A 14,207-nucleotide genomic window follows, 5' to 3' on the forward strand; every position below is an offset into this window, starting at 1 on the left:
TCACGCGGCCTTCAGGCGGCCTTCTTCTCGATCTGTGCCACCCACTCGCGCGGCGCCATGGGGAAGCCCAGGCGCTCGCGGCTTTCGTAATAGCTCTGCGCGACGGCGCGCGCCAGATTGCGGATGCGGCCGATGTAGGCGGCGCGTTCGGTGACGCTGATGGCACCGCGTGCATCCAGCAGGTTGAAACTGTGCGCGCACTTCAGCACCTGCTCGTAGGCCGGCAGCGCGAGTTGCTGTTCCATCAGGTGCTTCGCCTGTTTCTCGTGCGCGCCGAAGGCGGTGAACAGGAAGTCGGCGTCCGAATGCTCGAAGTTGTAGGCCGACTGCTCCTTCTCGTTCTGCAGGTAGACGTCGCCGTAGCTCATGGTCTCCGTCCACTTCAGGTTGTAGACGTTGTCCACGCCCTGCAGGTACATGGCCAGGCGCTCCAGCCCGTAAGTGATCTCGCCGGTGATGGGCCTGCAATCGATGCCGCCCACCTGCTGGAAGTAGGTGAACTGCGTCACTTCCATGCCGTTGAGCCACACCTCCCAGCCCAGGCCCCAGGCACCCAGCGTGGGGTTCTCCCAGTCGTCTTCGACGAAGCGGATGTCGTTCTTCTTCAGGTCGAACCCCAGCGCCTCCAGGCTGCCGAGGTAAAGCTCCAGGATGTTGGACGGCGCGGGCTTGAGCACCACCTGGTATTGGTAATAGTGCTGCAGGCGGTTGGGGTTCTCGCCGTAACGGCCGTCCTTGGGCCGTCGGCTGGGCTGCACGTAGGCGGCCTTCCAGGGTTCGGGTCCGAGCGCGCGCAGGAAGGTGGCGGTGTGGCTGGTGCCAGCGCCGACCTCCATGTCGTATGGCTGCAGCAGCGCGCAGCCCTGGCGGTCCCAATAGGACTGCAGGGTCAGGATGATTTGCTGAAAGGTCAACATTCAAGGAGACCGGGGCGCGGCCCGGCGAGAGGAGTAGGAATTGGGGGAGGCGGACGACCGGCCTATCACGCCGCCCGATCGCGTGATTTTACGGGCCGCGCTCAGCGGCGGCGCGTGCGTCCACCGCGCCGGCCCAGCCCGCGAAACGAGGCGATCACCAGCACCAGCACCAGACAACCGATCCACAGCGGCGACAAGCCCCAGCGCGCCGTCCATTCGGCATAGGGCGTGAGGCCCCGGCGACCCTCCACGGTGGCCTCCAGCCGACCTCGGGTGATTCGCTCCAGGGCATGTGTCACGCGACCCCGGTGGTCGACGACGGCGGTGGCACCGGTGTTGGTGGCCCGCAGCATGGGCCGCCCCAGTTCGATGGCGCGCAGCCGCGAGATCTGAAGGTGCTGGTCGATGGCCACCGTGTCGCCAAACCAGGCGATGTTGCTCAGGTTCACGAGCAGGGTCGGGGCCAGTTGAGGATCGCGGAACGAGGCGGCCAACTCCTCGCCAAACAGATCCTCGTAGCAGATGTTGGGCGCGATGCGCTGGCTCCCCAGCGCCCAGGCCGGTTGCGGCAGTGCGCCGCGGTTGAAATCCCCCAGCGGGATGTTCATGAGGTTGGTGAACCAGCGGAACAGGGGCGGGATGAACTCACCAAATGGCACGAGGTGGTGCTTGTCGTAGGTGTAGATGCCGTTGTCGCTGGCCCTCAGGCGGCCGGCGGCACGTCGGGCCGAATCCGCAGTCAGGCCCCAGGCCGAGTTGGTGTAGCCCGCTTCCAGGCTGCCCAGCGGCAGGCCGACGAGGGCCGCCACGCCCTGGCTTGCGCTGGCCTGATCCGCCAGGCCGTCCAGCAGAGGTTGCCAGAAGGCTGCGCCCAGCTGGTCGGGCAACAGGGGCACCGCGGTCTCCGGAGCCACCACCAGTTGCGGTCCGGTATTGGGGGACGCACGCACGGCGGCCACGGCCTCGGCGATCTGGCGCGGGTACCAGTCCAGCGCCTGCGCGATGCCGGTGCCGGGAACGAATTTCTGATCCTGCGCGATGTTGCCTTGCAGCAGCCACACTCGCATTTCGCCGGTGCTGGCAGTCTGGCGGTGCCCCAGCTCGCGCCAGGTTGAGCCGCCACCGACCAGGCTCACCAGCAGCAGTCCGACGGCGAGGAACAGCAGGAGCGTGCGCGCCAGTCCCCACCACCCATCGGACAAACCCGGGACGATGCGCGCCTGAACCCGGGCGCCGGGCGTCGCCACATGCACGCCCCCGGCCGCGCGGCCCCCGGGCCGGCTCACGGGAGACGCCAGCCACACGCTCAGGCGACGCCACAGACCCGAGATCACCGAGGCCAGCGTGTAGGCCAGCACCGCCGCGATGAAACCCATGCCATACACACCCACCAGGGGCGCCCAGGCGGCCATGAGATCGACCTGGGCGTAACCGCCCGCACCCCAGGGAAAGCCGGTGAACCAGTGGCCGCGTGCGAGCTCGGCCAGGGTCCAGAGGGAGGCGAACATGAGCGCCTGCGCCGTGCGGGAGACCGGCGCCCAGGCGCAGAGGAACCCCACGCCCACCGCGTAGTAGATGGAGAGGAAACCGGCCAGCGCCAGCACCGCCAGCACCGCCAGCCACGCGGGCAGCCCACCGTAGGTGTGCATGGAGACGAACAACCACCAGAACGTGCCGGCCAGCCACACGGTGGAAAACACCCAGCCGCGCCACACCGCCTGTCCCACCCGCGTGGCGAACTGCAGCGCCAGCACCAGCAGCGCCAGCGACACGATCTGCCAGAAACCGTTGGGCTGTCCCGGCACGGCGCCGGGCAATGCCCAGTCTTTCATGGGCCACGCCATGGAAGCCGCCTGCAGGGCCCCACCCAACAGGCAGACCAGCCACCAGAAAAACCCACTGCCCCGGGCACTGCGCCCGGGCGGGCGCCGACTCATCGGGTTGAAACTCGACGGCGTGTGCAGCGATCCGAAGAGGCTTCTCATGGGTCTGGAGGCCTGCGGCTCAGGCCTCGCCCGGCACGGGCGCGACCTTGAACCACTTCACCGCACCGCCCTTGGTGTGCAGCACGACGAAGCGCAGGCCTTCAAGTTCGTGCGTCTCTCCGCGTTTGGGCACGTGCCCCATGGCGTGGGCAATCATGCCGCCGATGGTGTCGAAATCTTCCTCCGGCAGTTTGAGGCCAAAGGATTCGTTGATGCGCTCGATGGGCGTGTCGCCGCTCACGCGCCAGGTGCTGTCGGCCAGCGCGAAGATGTCGCCTTCGTCTTCGGCGACGTCGAATTCATCCTCGATCTCGCCGACGATTTCCTCCAGCACATCTTCAATGGTGATGAGGCCGGCCACACGGCCGAACTCGTCGATCACGATGGCGAGGTGGTTGCGGTTGCCGCGGAATTCGCGCAGCAGGTCGTTCAGGCCCTTGGTCTCGGGCACGAAGGTGGCCGGGCGCAACAGCGCGCGAATGTTCAGCTCGGGCGCACGCTGCAGCTTGAGGAGGTCTTTGGCCAGCAGGATGCCGATGATGTTTTCCCGTTCGCCCTCGAACACCGGGAAGCGCGAGTGCGCGGTGTCGATGACGAGGTGCAGCAGCTCGTCGTAAGGCGCGTCGATGTTCAGCACGTCCATGCGCGGCGTGGCCACCATCACGTCGCCCGCGGTCATGTCGGCGATTCGGATCACGCCTTCGAGCATGACGCGCGATTCGGCGTTGATGATGTCGTTGTCCTCGGCCTCAGCGAGGGTCTCGATCAGCTCGTCCTTGGAGTCGGGCCCCGGGTGGATGAACTCCGCGAGCTTTTGAAGGAAACCGCGTTTGTCGGCATGCCGCAGGCTGCGCTGCGGCCCACTACTGGGAGGGGATTCGGCCACTGAAGGTAGATGGGGGGTTGTAACGGATCGAAAGGATACCCCAAGCAGGTGGCGCGACGCAAAGCGCCGCCGTCCGTCGGTGCCCGGCGGTCGCTCAGCCGCGCACGCGTTCGCGGGCGTCGCGCACGCCCCGCCGGATGTCCTGCAGCACCGAGAGAAAGCCCCAGAACTGCTTGGCCTGAGCCTTGAAGTGGTAGTCGGTGATGGCCACTTGCTGATTGACCATTTCGGTCATGCGCGAATCAAAGTCGGCTGGCGGCAAGCGCAGGTGCGCCTCCGATTCGGAGCCATCGCGCTCGATCACCGCACCCGCGCGACGCGCAATCTTGAGCATCGCCGTGTTCTCCGACAGGGCATGGATGAACAGCATGCTCACGCCCTCGTTGCGCGCGTGCATGACGGCGCGTTCGAACAGGCGGCTGCCGTAGCCCCGGCCTCGAGCGCTCTTGCCTACCGAGACGCCGAACTCGGCGCAACTGGTGTACTTGGGGTCGAGCGAAAAGGCCAGGTGGGCCATGGCAATGAGTTCGAGCTTGCGGTTGAAGATGCCGAAAAGCTCGTCGCGATCGAAGTTCAGCTGCGCCACATAGCGGCGGATCTGCTCGTCGTTGGCCGCGTAGCCAAAGCGCAGGTAGCGGTCGTGCGGCTCCAGGGCAAGCAGGTGCGCCTCGATGCGTTCCACCTGACCCGGGCCGATGGATCGGATGGGCACGACGGGCGTGGAGGTCTTGTCGGGGTTGGCCATGTGGTCAATGTACGGGTTTTCCCTATATCCACAAGGACTCACGCCCCTAATGCAGGGGGAACCCGACGGGCGGGACCCGACGCCGGCATCACACCGGCAAAGCCGTGGTGCTTTTCACGCGGTCCATCACGAAGCTCGTCTTGCAGTCCTGGACGCTGGGGTGTTTGAGCAGGGTGTCCATCATGAAGCGCGAGTACGCCGCCATGTCCGCCACCACCAGTCGCAGCTGGAAGTCCATCTCCCCGGTGAGCGCGGCGCATTCCACCACTTCCGGCCAGCTCAGCACACTCGCACGGAACTGGTCCATGGGACTGCGTTTGGCGCTGCCGGCGTGCTTCTCCAGCCGCACGTTCACGTGGGCGGTGAGTCCCAGCCCCACAGCCTCCGGCCGCACCAGCGCGACGTAGCGGTCGATCACATGCGCCTCTTCCAGCCGGCGCACGCGGCGCAGCACCGCGCTGGGGGACAGCCCCACCGCCTCGGCGATCTGGTCGTAGGTGGCCCGGCCATCGGCCTGCAGGCTGCGAAGAATCTGGCGGTCGAGCTTGTCAAGTGCTTCCATGACGCCAAGTTTGCAGGTTTCCTGCAATCCAGACAAGTGGAGCGCCCCAAAACGCCGGAATCGTGACAGGCTGCGCCGATACAGTGGCGAATTCGCCCCATCAACACCCGGAGACAGCCATGAACAGCGCCTTGCCCACCGCCGCCACCCAGACCGCCGCGACCCCGTGGGAGAACCCGATGGGGACCGACGGTTTCGAATTCATCGAGTACGCCGCGCCCGATCCCGAAGCCATGGGCGCGCTGTTCGAGCGAATGGGCTTCAAGCCCATCGCCAGGCACCGCCACAAGGCCGTGACGCTGTATCGGCAGGGCGAGATCAACTTCATCATCAACGCCGAGCCCGACAGCTTCGCCCAGCGCTTTGCGCGCCTGCACGGACCCAGCGTGTGTGCCATCGCCTTCCGGGTGCAAGACGCCAAGGCGGCGTATGAACGCGCCATCGCGCTCGGCGCCTGGGGCTACGCGCAATCTGCCGGCCCGGGTGAACTGAACATCCCCGCCATCAAGGGCATCGGCGACTCCATCATCTATTTCATCGACCGCTGGCGCGGCAAGAACGGCGCCCAGGAAGGCGACATCGGGAACATCGGGTTCTTCGACGTGGACTTCGAACCCCTGCCCGGCGCCGAACTCAACCCCGCAGGCCACGGCCTCACCTACATCGACCACCTCACGCACAACGTGCACCGTGGCCGCATGGAAGAGTGGGCGGGCTTCTACGAGCGGCTTTTCAACTTCCGCGAGGTGCGCTACTTCGACATCGAAGGCCAGGCCACTGGCGTGAAAAGCAAGGCCATGACCAGCCCCTGCGGCAAGATCCGTATCCCCATCAACGAAGAAGGCAACGAGAAGGCCGGACAGATCCAGGAGTACCTGGACCGCTACCACGGCGAGGGCATCCAGCACATCGCCATGGGCTCGACCAACCTGTATGACACCGTGGACGCGCTCGAACTCAGCGGCGTGAAGCTGCTCAACACCAGCGAAACGTATTACGAACTGCTGCCCCGGCGCATCCCGAACCACGGCGAAGACGTGGAGGCCCTCAAGCAGCGCAACATCCTGGTGGACGGCACGCCCGGCGAACTGCTGCTGCAGATCTTCAGCGAGAACCAGCTCGGCCCGATCTTCTTCGAGTTCATTCAACGCAAGGGCAACCAGGGCTTTGGCGAGGGCAACTTCAAGGCGCTCTTCGAGACCATGGAACTCGACCAGGTGCGCCGCGGCGTGCTGAAGGCCTGAAGGCGCCCGCCATGGCCGTTAAACCGGTTGTCTATGGCGCGAGCGAGCGCCCGCCGCGCGGCGACTACACCCGTGCGCGCGCCGACTACACCTGTCCGCAGAACTGGGCTTCCTACACCGAGGCCGATCACGACACCTACCGCCGGCTGTACGAGCGGCAGACGGCGCTGCTGCCCGGGCTGGCTTGCGACGCCTTCATCGAGGCCCTGCCCTCGCTGGGCGTGCGTGATCGCATCCCGCGCTTCGAGGAAATCAACGAGCGCCTCATGCCCGCCACCGGCTGGGAAATCGTCGCGGTGCCGGGCCTGATCCCGGAGCGACCGTTCTTCGACCTGCTGGCCAATCGCCGCTTCCCGGTCACCGACTGGATCCGCACGCCCGAGGAGTTTGACTACATCGTCGAGCCGGATGTGTTCCACGACCTGTTTGGGCATGTGCCCTTGTTGTTCAATCCGGTGTTCGCCGACTACGTGCAGCGCTACGGCGCCGGTGGGCTCAAGGCGCACGACCTGGGTGCTGGTGAACTGCTCTCGCGGTTGTACTGGTACACGATCGAGTTCGGGCTGATGCGACAGAGCGACGGGCTGCGCGCCTACGGCGCCGGCATCCTGAGTTCGTCAAGCGAACTGAAATACAGCGTGACCAGCCCGCAGCCACAACGCGTCGCGCTGGATTTGCTGCGCTGCATGCGCACGCGCTACAAGATCGATGACTTCCAGGCCACCTACTTCGTCATCGACAGCTTCGAGCAACTGTTCGAAATGACCGCGCCCGACTTCGCGCCGCTCTACGAAGCGGTGCGCTCGCTCGGTGAACTGGCGGCCGACGAAAGCAATTCCAGCGATTCGCTCATCACCCTGGGGTGAAACGCCATGGCCACGTGGGCTGCGCCAGGCAGGAGCCGGTTGTCGGCGCCTGGCAGGGTGGCGGTGGACGCAGGGAACACGATGTTGTCGGCGTTCGAATACCAGCAGACGAAGCGCGCGTAGGTGTCGGTGGGTTTGATCTGTGCCTCACGCGCCTGCAGGGCGAGCAGCCAGTCGCCCCCCAGCCGCATCTGGCGACCATTGGCCACCCGGCTGAAACGCCCCAGCCAGGTGCCTCGGTGCGGGCTGCCGATGGTGACGACGCGATGCACGGGTGTGTGGGGCTCGCTGGCCAGCCACACGCGCGCGGCCAGTCCGCCCATGCTGTGGCAGACCAGCATGGGCGGCGCGCCCGTCAAGGCCTGAGCGCGCGCGACGCCGTCGGAGATCAGCTTCGCATAGTCGTCGATGCTGCCAAACACCGGCTCCAGGTTGACCGACACGTAGGGCACGTCTTGTTCACGAAGGCGTTTCATCCAGGGCAACCAGAGTCCCCGGTTGCAGACGAAGCCGTGGATGAACACCACGGCCGGCGTTCCGGGGGCCATGGGTTCGTCGGTGTCGGGCAAGCTGGCCCAGCGGAACGGCTGGCGCCAGGCGAACACCTGCGGGGCCACGCGAACCTCCTGCCACCAGGCGCCCAGCAGTTCACGCCCATTCGCACGGGGTGCCTCGTCCAGCCGGTTCAGCCAGGCGGCCGCCAGGCCTTCGAGGGCCAGTACCAGCGCGTAGCCACCCAGGATGAGGCAGGCGCCCAGCAAGGCCACCCATGGAGCGCGTGACCACCAGTAGCCCAGCCAGATCACGGCGAACATCAGGGCGGCCACCATCAAACCCTGCTGCAGCCGTGCCAGCGCCGAGCGCGCCCGCACGACCTGCTTCACGCCAGCGGGGACTTGCGGTTTTGAGGGAATGTCCTGCATCACCGCACTATCGCATGTGATGCGTCCATCGAATTAGACTGGGCTTTCCTGAGTCTTTCATGCCATTCCCATGAGCCCGTCCGCCAGTGCCGCCGATCGCATCCGCACCCATCTGGACCGCGTGCAACAGCTTCGCCTGCAAGCCCGGGCGGCCGGCATGGATGCCGCGGTGACCGAGGTGAAGCAACTGCAGGCCCAGCGGTTCCGGGCTACGTACGCCGACCTCATCCGGGATCCCAGGTGCGCCGCGGCCACGCGGTTTTTTCTGGATGAGTTGTATGGCGTGCGTGACTTTGCCCAGCGCGACGCCCAGTTTGGCCGCATCGCCGGTGCGCTGGAGCGCCTGTTTCCCGACGCGGTGGCCCAACTGGCGGTGGATCTCGCCGAGACCCACGCGCTGACCGAGGTGCTGGACCACGAACTGGCACGCCACTGGCTCGCCCACGATGCCGGGACGCCGCCCGCCGTGCGGTACACCCTGAGCTGGCGTCTCGCCAACGACCGGCCCGCGCGCGACCGCCAGCTGGCGGTGGTGCAGCACATGGGTGTGGAGTTGCAGCAACTGACCCGCAAGAAGACATTGCGGATGGGCTTGCGGATGATGCGCAACCCCGCCCGTGCGGCGGGCCTGGAAGCGCTGCAGCATTTCCTGGAGAGCGGCTTTGACGCCTTTGCGTCCCTGGGCGATGCTCGTCAGTTCCTGGACACCATCCGCGAACGGGAATCGGGCTGGATCTCCACCTTGTTCGATGCCCCGCTGGAAGATGCCAGCGAGGCCCTGGCCTCAGAACTCGCCCGGGCCTCCAGGGCAGACTGACCCGGCTGCCCGGTGTGCTTTGCGTGACAGGCCCCTAGGGCTGGCCCGGTTCCCGGGTTCCCTGGGGCTTGCCAGAATGCCGGTTCCCCATCCACGCACTCCACGCCCACCATGAACCGTCACTGGCTCTCCCAATATCCCGAAGGCGTTGCTCACGACGTGGCGCCCGAGCGCTATCGCTCGCTGGCGGCGCTGCTGGAAGAATCGTTCAAACAGCATGCGCGTGAGCCCGTGAGCGTGTGCATGGAACGCTGGATGACCTATGGCGAGCTCGATGAATTCAGCAGCGCGCTGGGCGCCTGGTTGCAGGGCCAAGGCCTGCCTTCCGGCGCGCGGGTGGCGATCATGCTGCCGAACGTGCCCCAGTTCCTGGTGGCCATGGCCGCCGTGGTGCGTGCCGGCTACACGGTGGTCAACGTCAACCCACTGTACACAGCGCGCGAGCTGGAGCACCAGCTCAAGGATTCGGGTGCCCAGGCCATCGTCATCCTGGAGAACTTCGCGCACACCCTGGAGGAGGTCATTGACCGCACCGCGCTTGAGCATGTGGTGATTGCCAGCCTGGGTGACCTGCTCGGCTTCTGGTACGGGCGGTGGCTGACGTTTGCGGTTCGACACCTGGCGAGGATGGTGCCCGCCTACAAGTTGCCGCTGGGAAGTGCCGGCGGATCACGCACCATCGTTTCGTTTCGCCAGGCGCTTGCCGCAGGCGCATCGCGCCACCTCCAGCCCAGCAGCGACACCCTCGATTCGGTGGCTTTCCTCCAGTACACCGGTGGCACCACGGGCCTGTCCAAGGGTGCGGTGCTCACCCACCGCAACGTGATTGCCGCGATCCTGCAGGCCGAGGCGTGGTTCTCTCCGGCGCTGCAGCGGGTGGGTGATCTGCGCCGGGTCAACGGCATCGCCGCCCTGCCGCTGTACCACATCTTCGCACTCACGCTGAGCCTGCTCTGCATCCGTTGGGGCGCTCACATGACGCTGATTCCGAACCCCAGGGACATTCCGAAGTTTGTGGAAACCCTCAAGCGGCGCCCATTCCACCTGCTGCCCGCCGTCAACACCTTGTTCAACGCGCTGCTGCAGAACCCGCAGTTCAGGCAGCTCGATTTTTCTCAACTGGTGATGTCGCAGGCTGGCGGCATGGCCGCCTCCGAAGGCACTGCGCGGCAATGGATGTCCGTGACGGGCTGCGCCATGATCGAAGGCTGGGGCATGAGCGAAACCTGCGCCATCGGCACCAACAACCCGGTGAATGCACGCGAGTTCAGCGGGACCATCGGCCTGCCTTTGCCCGGGATCGACATTGCCATCAAGGACGAAGCGGGCCATAGCCTTGCGCTGGGCGAGACCGGAGAGATCTGCATAAAAGGCCCCAACGTGATGCAGGGCTACTACAACCAGCCGGAGGAGACCGCCAACGCCTTCACATCCGACGGCTTCATGCGCACCGGTGACGTCGGCGTGATGGACGAACGCGGCTACACGCGCATCGTTGACCGAAAGAAAGACATGATCCTGGTGTCGGGCTTCAACGTCTTCCCCAGCGAACTGGAAAACACCATCTCCCTGTGTCCCGGCGTGCTGGAATGCGCGGCCATTGGCGTGGAAGACGACAAGCAGGGCGAAGCGGTGAAGGTCTTTGTGGTCCGTTCGGACCCGAGCCTGCGAGAAGAAGACGTGGCCCGGTTCTGCCAGGAGAACCTCACTGGCTACAAGCGACCACGCCACATCGAGTTTCGGGACGAACTGCCCAAAAGCAACGTCGGCAAGATATTGCGACGCGCGTTGCGCACACCGTCGCCGCATTGAGCGGTCTCCATCAAACCCATGACGACCCCTGTTTCATCTGCGGATCTGGCGCTGGCCGGCATCACCGTGCTGGAGCGCGGCTGGCTTTCCTCGAACAACACGCTCATCCGGGGTGATGGTCCCGCTACCCTGGTGGATTCAGGCTATTCGAGCCATGCCGAACAGACCGTGGCCCTGGTCCATGCCGCACTGCAAGGGCAGACGCTTGATCAATTGCTCAACACGCATCTGCACAGCGACCATTGCGGCGGCAATGCAGCGCTTCAACAGACCCACCTATCGTTGACGACCTGGATACCACCGGGGCGAGCCGACGCGGTGCGCCGTTGGGACGCGGTGGCACTCACTTACGAACCCACGGGCCAGACCTGCCCGCGTTTCACGCACCAGCGCCTGCTGACACCCGGAACCTCGGTGCAGATGGGATCGCTGCCCTGGGAGATTCACGCCGCCAAGGGACACGATCCCCACTCCATCGTGCTTTTCCAACCGCAGCTGCGCGTGCTGATTTCGGCCGATGCGCTGTGGGAAAACGGCTTCGGCATTGTGTTCCCCGAACTCGAAGGCGAATCGGCATTCGACGATGTGGCCGAGACGCTTGACCTGATCGAACACCTGCAGCCCACCACCGTGATTCCCGGCCATGGCGCTGTGTTTCATGACCTGGTGGGTGCGTTGGGCCGTGCGCGCAGCCGCCTGGAGCAGTTCGTCAAGCAACCCGAGAAACACCGTCGCCATGCCCACAAGGTGTTGATCAAGTTCAAGTTGCTCGAATGGCAAAGCATTTCGCTGGACAGGCTGCACGCCTGGGTGATGCAGACCGATTACTTTGCGCGCGGCCTGTCTGCGGAACTCAAGGCGGACGCGGCGGCCAGCAGAGCCTGGCTGGTTGCCTTGCTGGATGAGCTTGAGCGCGTGCAAGCGTTGCGACGCGAGGGCGAGCTGGTGGTGAACCTCTGAGCAATGCGTGGTGGTTTGGTGCAAACGACCAGCCGGTGAACATCGAACAGCCACAAAAAAGCCCACGTTTCCGTGGGCTTCAGTGACAAGCGAGGCTTGTTGTTTTGGTTGCGGAGGCAAGATTTGAACTTGCGACCTTTGGGTTATGAGCCCAACGAGCTACCAGGCTGCTCCACTCCGCGTCAAGCCTTATATTCTATCACGCCTTGTCGGCATCTGCGGCCGGCGCAGCATCTTCTGCGCGGTCCACGAGTTCGACCAGCGCCATCGGCGCGTTGTCGCCAACACGGAAGCCCATCTTCAGGATGCGCGTGTAGCCGCCCGGACGCGCCTTGAAGCGCGGGCCCAGTTCGTTGAACAGCTTGACGACCACATCGCGGTCGCGAAGGCGGTCAAAAGCCAGGCGACGGTTGGCCACGGTGGGCACCTTGGCCAGGGTGATCATGGGCTCGACCACGCGGCGCAGTTCCTTGGCCTTGGGCACCGTGGTCTTGATGACTTCGTGCGTGAGCAGTGAGTTCATCATGTTGCGCAGCATGGCGAGGCGGTGCTCGCTGGTGCGGTTGAGTTTGCGGAGTCCGTGTCCGTGACGCATTTGAGTTTCCTTTTCAGTGTTTTGCCCCCAGCCGTGTCAGGTACTGGGAGTTCGTCAGACAGTTGACTGTCTTCAGTGCTTGTCGAGGCCGGCAGGCGGCCAGTTTTCCAGCTTCATGCCCAAGGTCAAGCCGCGGGACGCGAGCACTTCCTTGATCTCGTTGAGCGACTTGCGACCCAGGTTGGGGGTCTTGAGCAACTCGTTCTCGGTGCGCTGGATCAGGTCACCGATGTAGTAGATGTTCTCGGCCTTGAGGCAGTTCGCCGAACGCACGGTAAGTTCGAGCTCGTCCACGGGACGCAGCAGGATAGGGTCGAACTGCTGCGAACTGCGTTGGGCAGGTGCGTCGAAAGCGGAGAGTTCCACACCTTCGAGTTGCGCAAAAACCGCAAGCTGCTCGACCAGGATCTTGGCCGAGGCACGCACGGCTTCTTCGGGGCCGATCGAGCCATTGGTCTCGATCTCCAGCACCAGCTTGTCGAGATCGGTGCGCTGTTCGACGCGGGCGCTTTCCACGGTATAGCTCACGCGCTTGACGGGCGAGAACGACGCGTCGAGCACGATGCGGCCGATGGAGCGGGCCTGGTCGTCGTTGCGGCGCAGGCTGCCAGGCACATAGCCACGGCCTTTTTCCACCTTGATCTGCATGTCCAGCTTGGCGCCGGCCGACAGTGTGGCGATCACATGGCCGGGATTGACGATCTCGACGTCGTGCGGCGTCTGGATGTCGGCCGCCGTGACCAGACCTTCACCGTCCTTGCGCAGGCTCAACGTGACTTCGTCGCGGTTGTGGAGCTTGAACACCACGCCCTTGAGGTTGAGCAGCATGTTGACGACGTCTTCCTGGACGCCATCGATCGAAGAGTACTCGTGCACCACCCCGGCGATGGTGACTTCGGTCGGCGCGTGGCCGGTCATGGACGACAGCAGGACCCGACGCAGGGCGTTGCCCAGCGTGTGGCCGTAGCCTCGCTCGAAAGGCTCGAGCGTGACTTTGGCGCGGTTGGTCGACACTTGTTCGACGTTGATGGTCTTGGGCTTGAGCAGATTGTTCAGCATTCAAACTTCCTTCAGTACCCTCGGCTCGTTACACCGATAAGGCAGACGGAGCATGGCCCGGACACGCAGGAAGCGTGACCGGGAACGAAATTAACGGGAATACAGTTCGACGATCAGCGATTCGTTCACGTCAGACGCAAACTCATCGCGATCAGGCGACTTCTTGAACACGCCCTCGACCTTGTCGACGGAGACGTCGACCCAGGCGGGGAAGCCAATCTGCTTGGCCAGTTCCAGTGCCTCGATCACGCGGCCCTGCTTCTTCGACTTTTCGCGCACCGCGATCACGTCGCCAGCCTTGACCGAGTAAGAGGGGATGTTCACCGCTTTGCCGTTGACCGTGATGGCCTTGTGCGAAACGATCTGACGGGCTTCGGCGCGGGTGGAGGCAAATCCCATGCGGAAAACCACGTTGTCCAGGCGAGCTTCCAGCAGGAACAGAAGGTTGGCGCCGGTGTTGCCACGGCGGCGATCCGCTTCTGCGAAGTAACGGCGGAACTGGCGCTCCAGCACACCGTAGGTGCGCTTGACCTTCTGCTTCTCGCGCAGCTGGACGCCGAAATCGGAGGTGCGCTGGCCAGAGGTGCGGCCATGCTGGCCGGGCTTGGAGTCGAACTTCGCCTTGTCGCTGATCGAGCGGCGGGCGCTCTTGAGCAACAGGTCGGCGCCTTCACGGCGGGAGAGTTTGGCCTTGGGGCCGAGGTAACGTGCCACGTTGGTTTCCTTGTATCACTGCCGCAACCTGCTGTTGCGGGAGCCACCCTTCAGTTGAAGGTGGCGGTGGGCTTAGCAAAAATGCCACCGCAGGCGACTGCGGTGGCGCTCAGAAAAAAGCT

General features: G+C 64.8%; 14 protein-coding genes and 1 tRNA gene. 5 read left to right on the top strand and 10 right to left on the bottom strand.

Annotated elements, in window-relative coordinates; translation table 11 throughout:
- Positions 1-11: 11 nt before the first annotated feature.
- The 5 genes from glyQ to ACTIEY_RS05600 form a co-directional block, all read right to left on the bottom strand.
- Positions 12-917, bottom strand: coding sequence for a glycine--tRNA ligase subunit alpha (gene glyQ / locus ACTIEY_RS05580; protein WP_439518094.1), 906 nt, complete (start codon positions 915-917; stop codon positions 12-14).
- Between the two features lie 101 nt (positions 918-1,018).
- On the bottom strand, positions 1,019-2,902 hold the full coding sequence (gene lnt / locus ACTIEY_RS05585; protein WP_439518095.1) for an apolipoprotein N-acyltransferase: 1,884 nt from the start codon (positions 2,900-2,902) through the stop codon (positions 1,019-1,021).
- Positions 2,903-2,921: 19 nt separating this feature from the next.
- Positions 2,922-3,788 (bottom strand): HlyC/CorC family transporter, encoded by an 867-nt coding sequence (locus tag ACTIEY_RS05590; protein ID WP_439518096.1) that lies wholly within the window; start codon positions 3,786-3,788, stop codon positions 2,922-2,924.
- Between the two features lie 94 nt (positions 3,789-3,882).
- Positions 3,883-4,533, bottom strand: a complete 651-nt coding sequence (locus tag ACTIEY_RS05595) for a GNAT family N-acetyltransferase (protein WP_439518097.1) — start codon at positions 4,531-4,533, stop codon at positions 3,883-3,885.
- An 88-nt stretch (positions 4,534-4,621) separates the two neighbouring features.
- Complete coding sequence (locus ACTIEY_RS05600; protein ID WP_439518098.1) at positions 4,622-5,095, bottom strand: Lrp/AsnC family transcriptional regulator; 474 nt, start codon at positions 5,093-5,095, stop codon at positions 4,622-4,624.
- 119 nt (positions 5,096-5,214) lie between these two features.
- On the opposite strand from ACTIEY_RS05600, the gene hppD reads away from it, so the two are divergent.
- Entirely contained in the window at positions 5,215-6,339 is a 1,125-nt protein-coding gene (gene hppD, locus ACTIEY_RS05605) for a 4-hydroxyphenylpyruvate dioxygenase (RefSeq protein WP_439518099.1), read from the top strand.
- A gap of 11 nt (positions 6,340-6,350) precedes the next feature.
- Positions 6,351-7,205 carry a phenylalanine 4-monooxygenase gene (gene phhA, locus ACTIEY_RS05610; protein ID WP_439518100.1) on the top strand — a complete coding sequence of 285 codons (855 nt, stop codon included), beginning with the start codon at positions 6,351-6,353 and terminating at the stop codon, positions 7,203-7,205.
- Here phhA and ACTIEY_RS05615 read toward each other — a convergent pair.
- The gene (locus tag ACTIEY_RS05615; RefSeq protein WP_439518101.1) at positions 7,127-8,089 is read right to left on the bottom strand and encodes an esterase/lipase family protein; all 963 of its coding nucleotides are present in this window, start codon (positions 8,087-8,089) and stop codon (positions 7,127-7,129) included. The two genes, phhA and ACTIEY_RS05615, sit on opposite strands and share 79 nt — an antisense overlap.
- A 109-nt stretch (positions 8,090-8,198) precedes the next feature.
- Here ACTIEY_RS05615 and ACTIEY_RS05620 point away from each other — a divergent pair, with 109 nt between their 5' ends.
- The 3 genes from ACTIEY_RS05620 (at position 8,199) to ACTIEY_RS05630 (ending at position 11,717) form a co-directional block, all read left to right on the top strand.
- On the top strand, positions 8,199-8,945 hold the full coding sequence (locus ACTIEY_RS05620; RefSeq protein WP_439518102.1) for an FFLEELY motif protein: 747 nt from the start codon (positions 8,199-8,201) through the stop codon (positions 8,943-8,945).
- 111 nt (positions 8,946-9,056) lie between these two features.
- Complete coding sequence (locus ACTIEY_RS05625; RefSeq protein ID WP_439518103.1) at positions 9,057-10,757, top strand: AMP-binding protein; 1,701 nt, start codon at positions 9,057-9,059, stop codon at positions 10,755-10,757.
- Positions 10,758-10,775: 18 nt separating this feature from the next.
- Positions 10,776-11,717: an MBL fold metallo-hydrolase gene (locus tag ACTIEY_RS05630; protein WP_439518104.1), complete on the top strand. Its 942-nt coding sequence runs from the start codon at positions 10,776-10,778 to the stop codon at positions 11,715-11,717.
- Between the two features lie 105 nt (positions 11,718-11,822).
- Here ACTIEY_RS05630 and ACTIEY_RS05635 read toward each other — a convergent pair.
- The 4 genes from ACTIEY_RS05635 to rpsD form a co-directional block, all read right to left on the bottom strand.
- Positions 11,823-11,899 (bottom strand) — tRNA-Met (locus ACTIEY_RS05635).
- A gap of 17 nt (positions 11,900-11,916) precedes the next feature.
- Entirely contained in the window at positions 11,917-12,312 is a 396-nt protein-coding gene (rplQ, locus tag ACTIEY_RS05640) for a 50S ribosomal protein L17 (protein WP_439518105.1), read from the bottom strand.
- A gap of 72 nt (positions 12,313-12,384) precedes the next feature.
- Positions 12,385-13,371, bottom strand: coding sequence for a DNA-directed RNA polymerase subunit alpha (locus ACTIEY_RS05645; protein ID WP_086122381.1), 987 nt, complete (start codon positions 13,369-13,371; stop codon positions 12,385-12,387).
- Positions 13,372-13,461: 90 nt separating this feature from the next.
- Complete coding sequence (gene rpsD / locus ACTIEY_RS05650) at positions 13,462-14,085, bottom strand: 30S ribosomal protein S4 (protein WP_428289079.1); 624 nt, start codon at positions 14,083-14,085, stop codon at positions 13,462-13,464.
- Positions 14,086-14,207 lie beyond the last annotated feature (122 nt).

The organism is Hydrogenophaga sp. (genome assembly GCF_051858985.1).
GTDB lineage: Bacteria > Pseudomonadota > Gammaproteobacteria > Burkholderiales > Burkholderiaceae_C > Hydrogenophaga.

Excerpts from the sequence above, each read along its gene's own strand:
- lnt (WP_439518095.1), bottom strand. The coding sequence starts at position 2,902 with ATGAGAAGCCTCTTCGGATCGCTGCACACGCCGTCGAGTTTCAACCCG.
- ACTIEY_RS05625 (WP_439518103.1), top strand. The coding sequence starts at position 9,057 with ATGAACCGTCACTGGCTCTCCCAATATCCCGAAGGCGTTGCTCACGAC.
- phhA (WP_439518100.1), top strand. The coding sequence starts at position 6,351 with ATGGCCGTTAAACCGGTTGTCTATGGCGCGAGCGAGCGCCCGCCGCGC.
- hppD (WP_439518099.1), top strand. The coding sequence starts at position 5,215 with ATGAACAGCGCCTTGCCCACCGCCGCCACCCAGACCGCCGCGACCCCG.
- ACTIEY_RS05595 (WP_439518097.1), bottom strand. The coding sequence starts at position 4,533 with ATGGCCAACCCCGACAAGACCTCCACGCCCGTCGTGCCCATCCGATCC.
- ACTIEY_RS05630 (WP_439518104.1), top strand. The coding sequence starts at position 10,776 with ATGACGACCCCTGTTTCATCTGCGGATCTGGCGCTGGCCGGCATCACC.
- ACTIEY_RS05645 (WP_086122381.1), bottom strand. The coding sequence starts at position 13,371 with ATGCTGAACAATCTGCTCAAGCCCAAGACCATCAACGTCGAACAAGTG.
- glyQ (WP_439518094.1), bottom strand. The coding sequence starts at position 917 with ATGTTGACCTTTCAGCAAATCATCCTGACCCTGCAGTCCTATTGGGAC.
- ACTIEY_RS05600 (WP_439518098.1), bottom strand. The coding sequence starts at position 5,095 with ATGGAAGCACTTGACAAGCTCGACCGCCAGATTCTTCGCAGCCTGCAG.
- ACTIEY_RS05620 (WP_439518102.1), top strand. The coding sequence starts at position 8,199 with ATGAGCCCGTCCGCCAGTGCCGCCGATCGCATCCGCACCCATCTGGAC.
- rplQ (WP_439518105.1), bottom strand. The coding sequence starts at position 12,312 with ATGCGTCACGGACACGGACTCCGCAAACTCAACCGCACCAGCGAGCAC.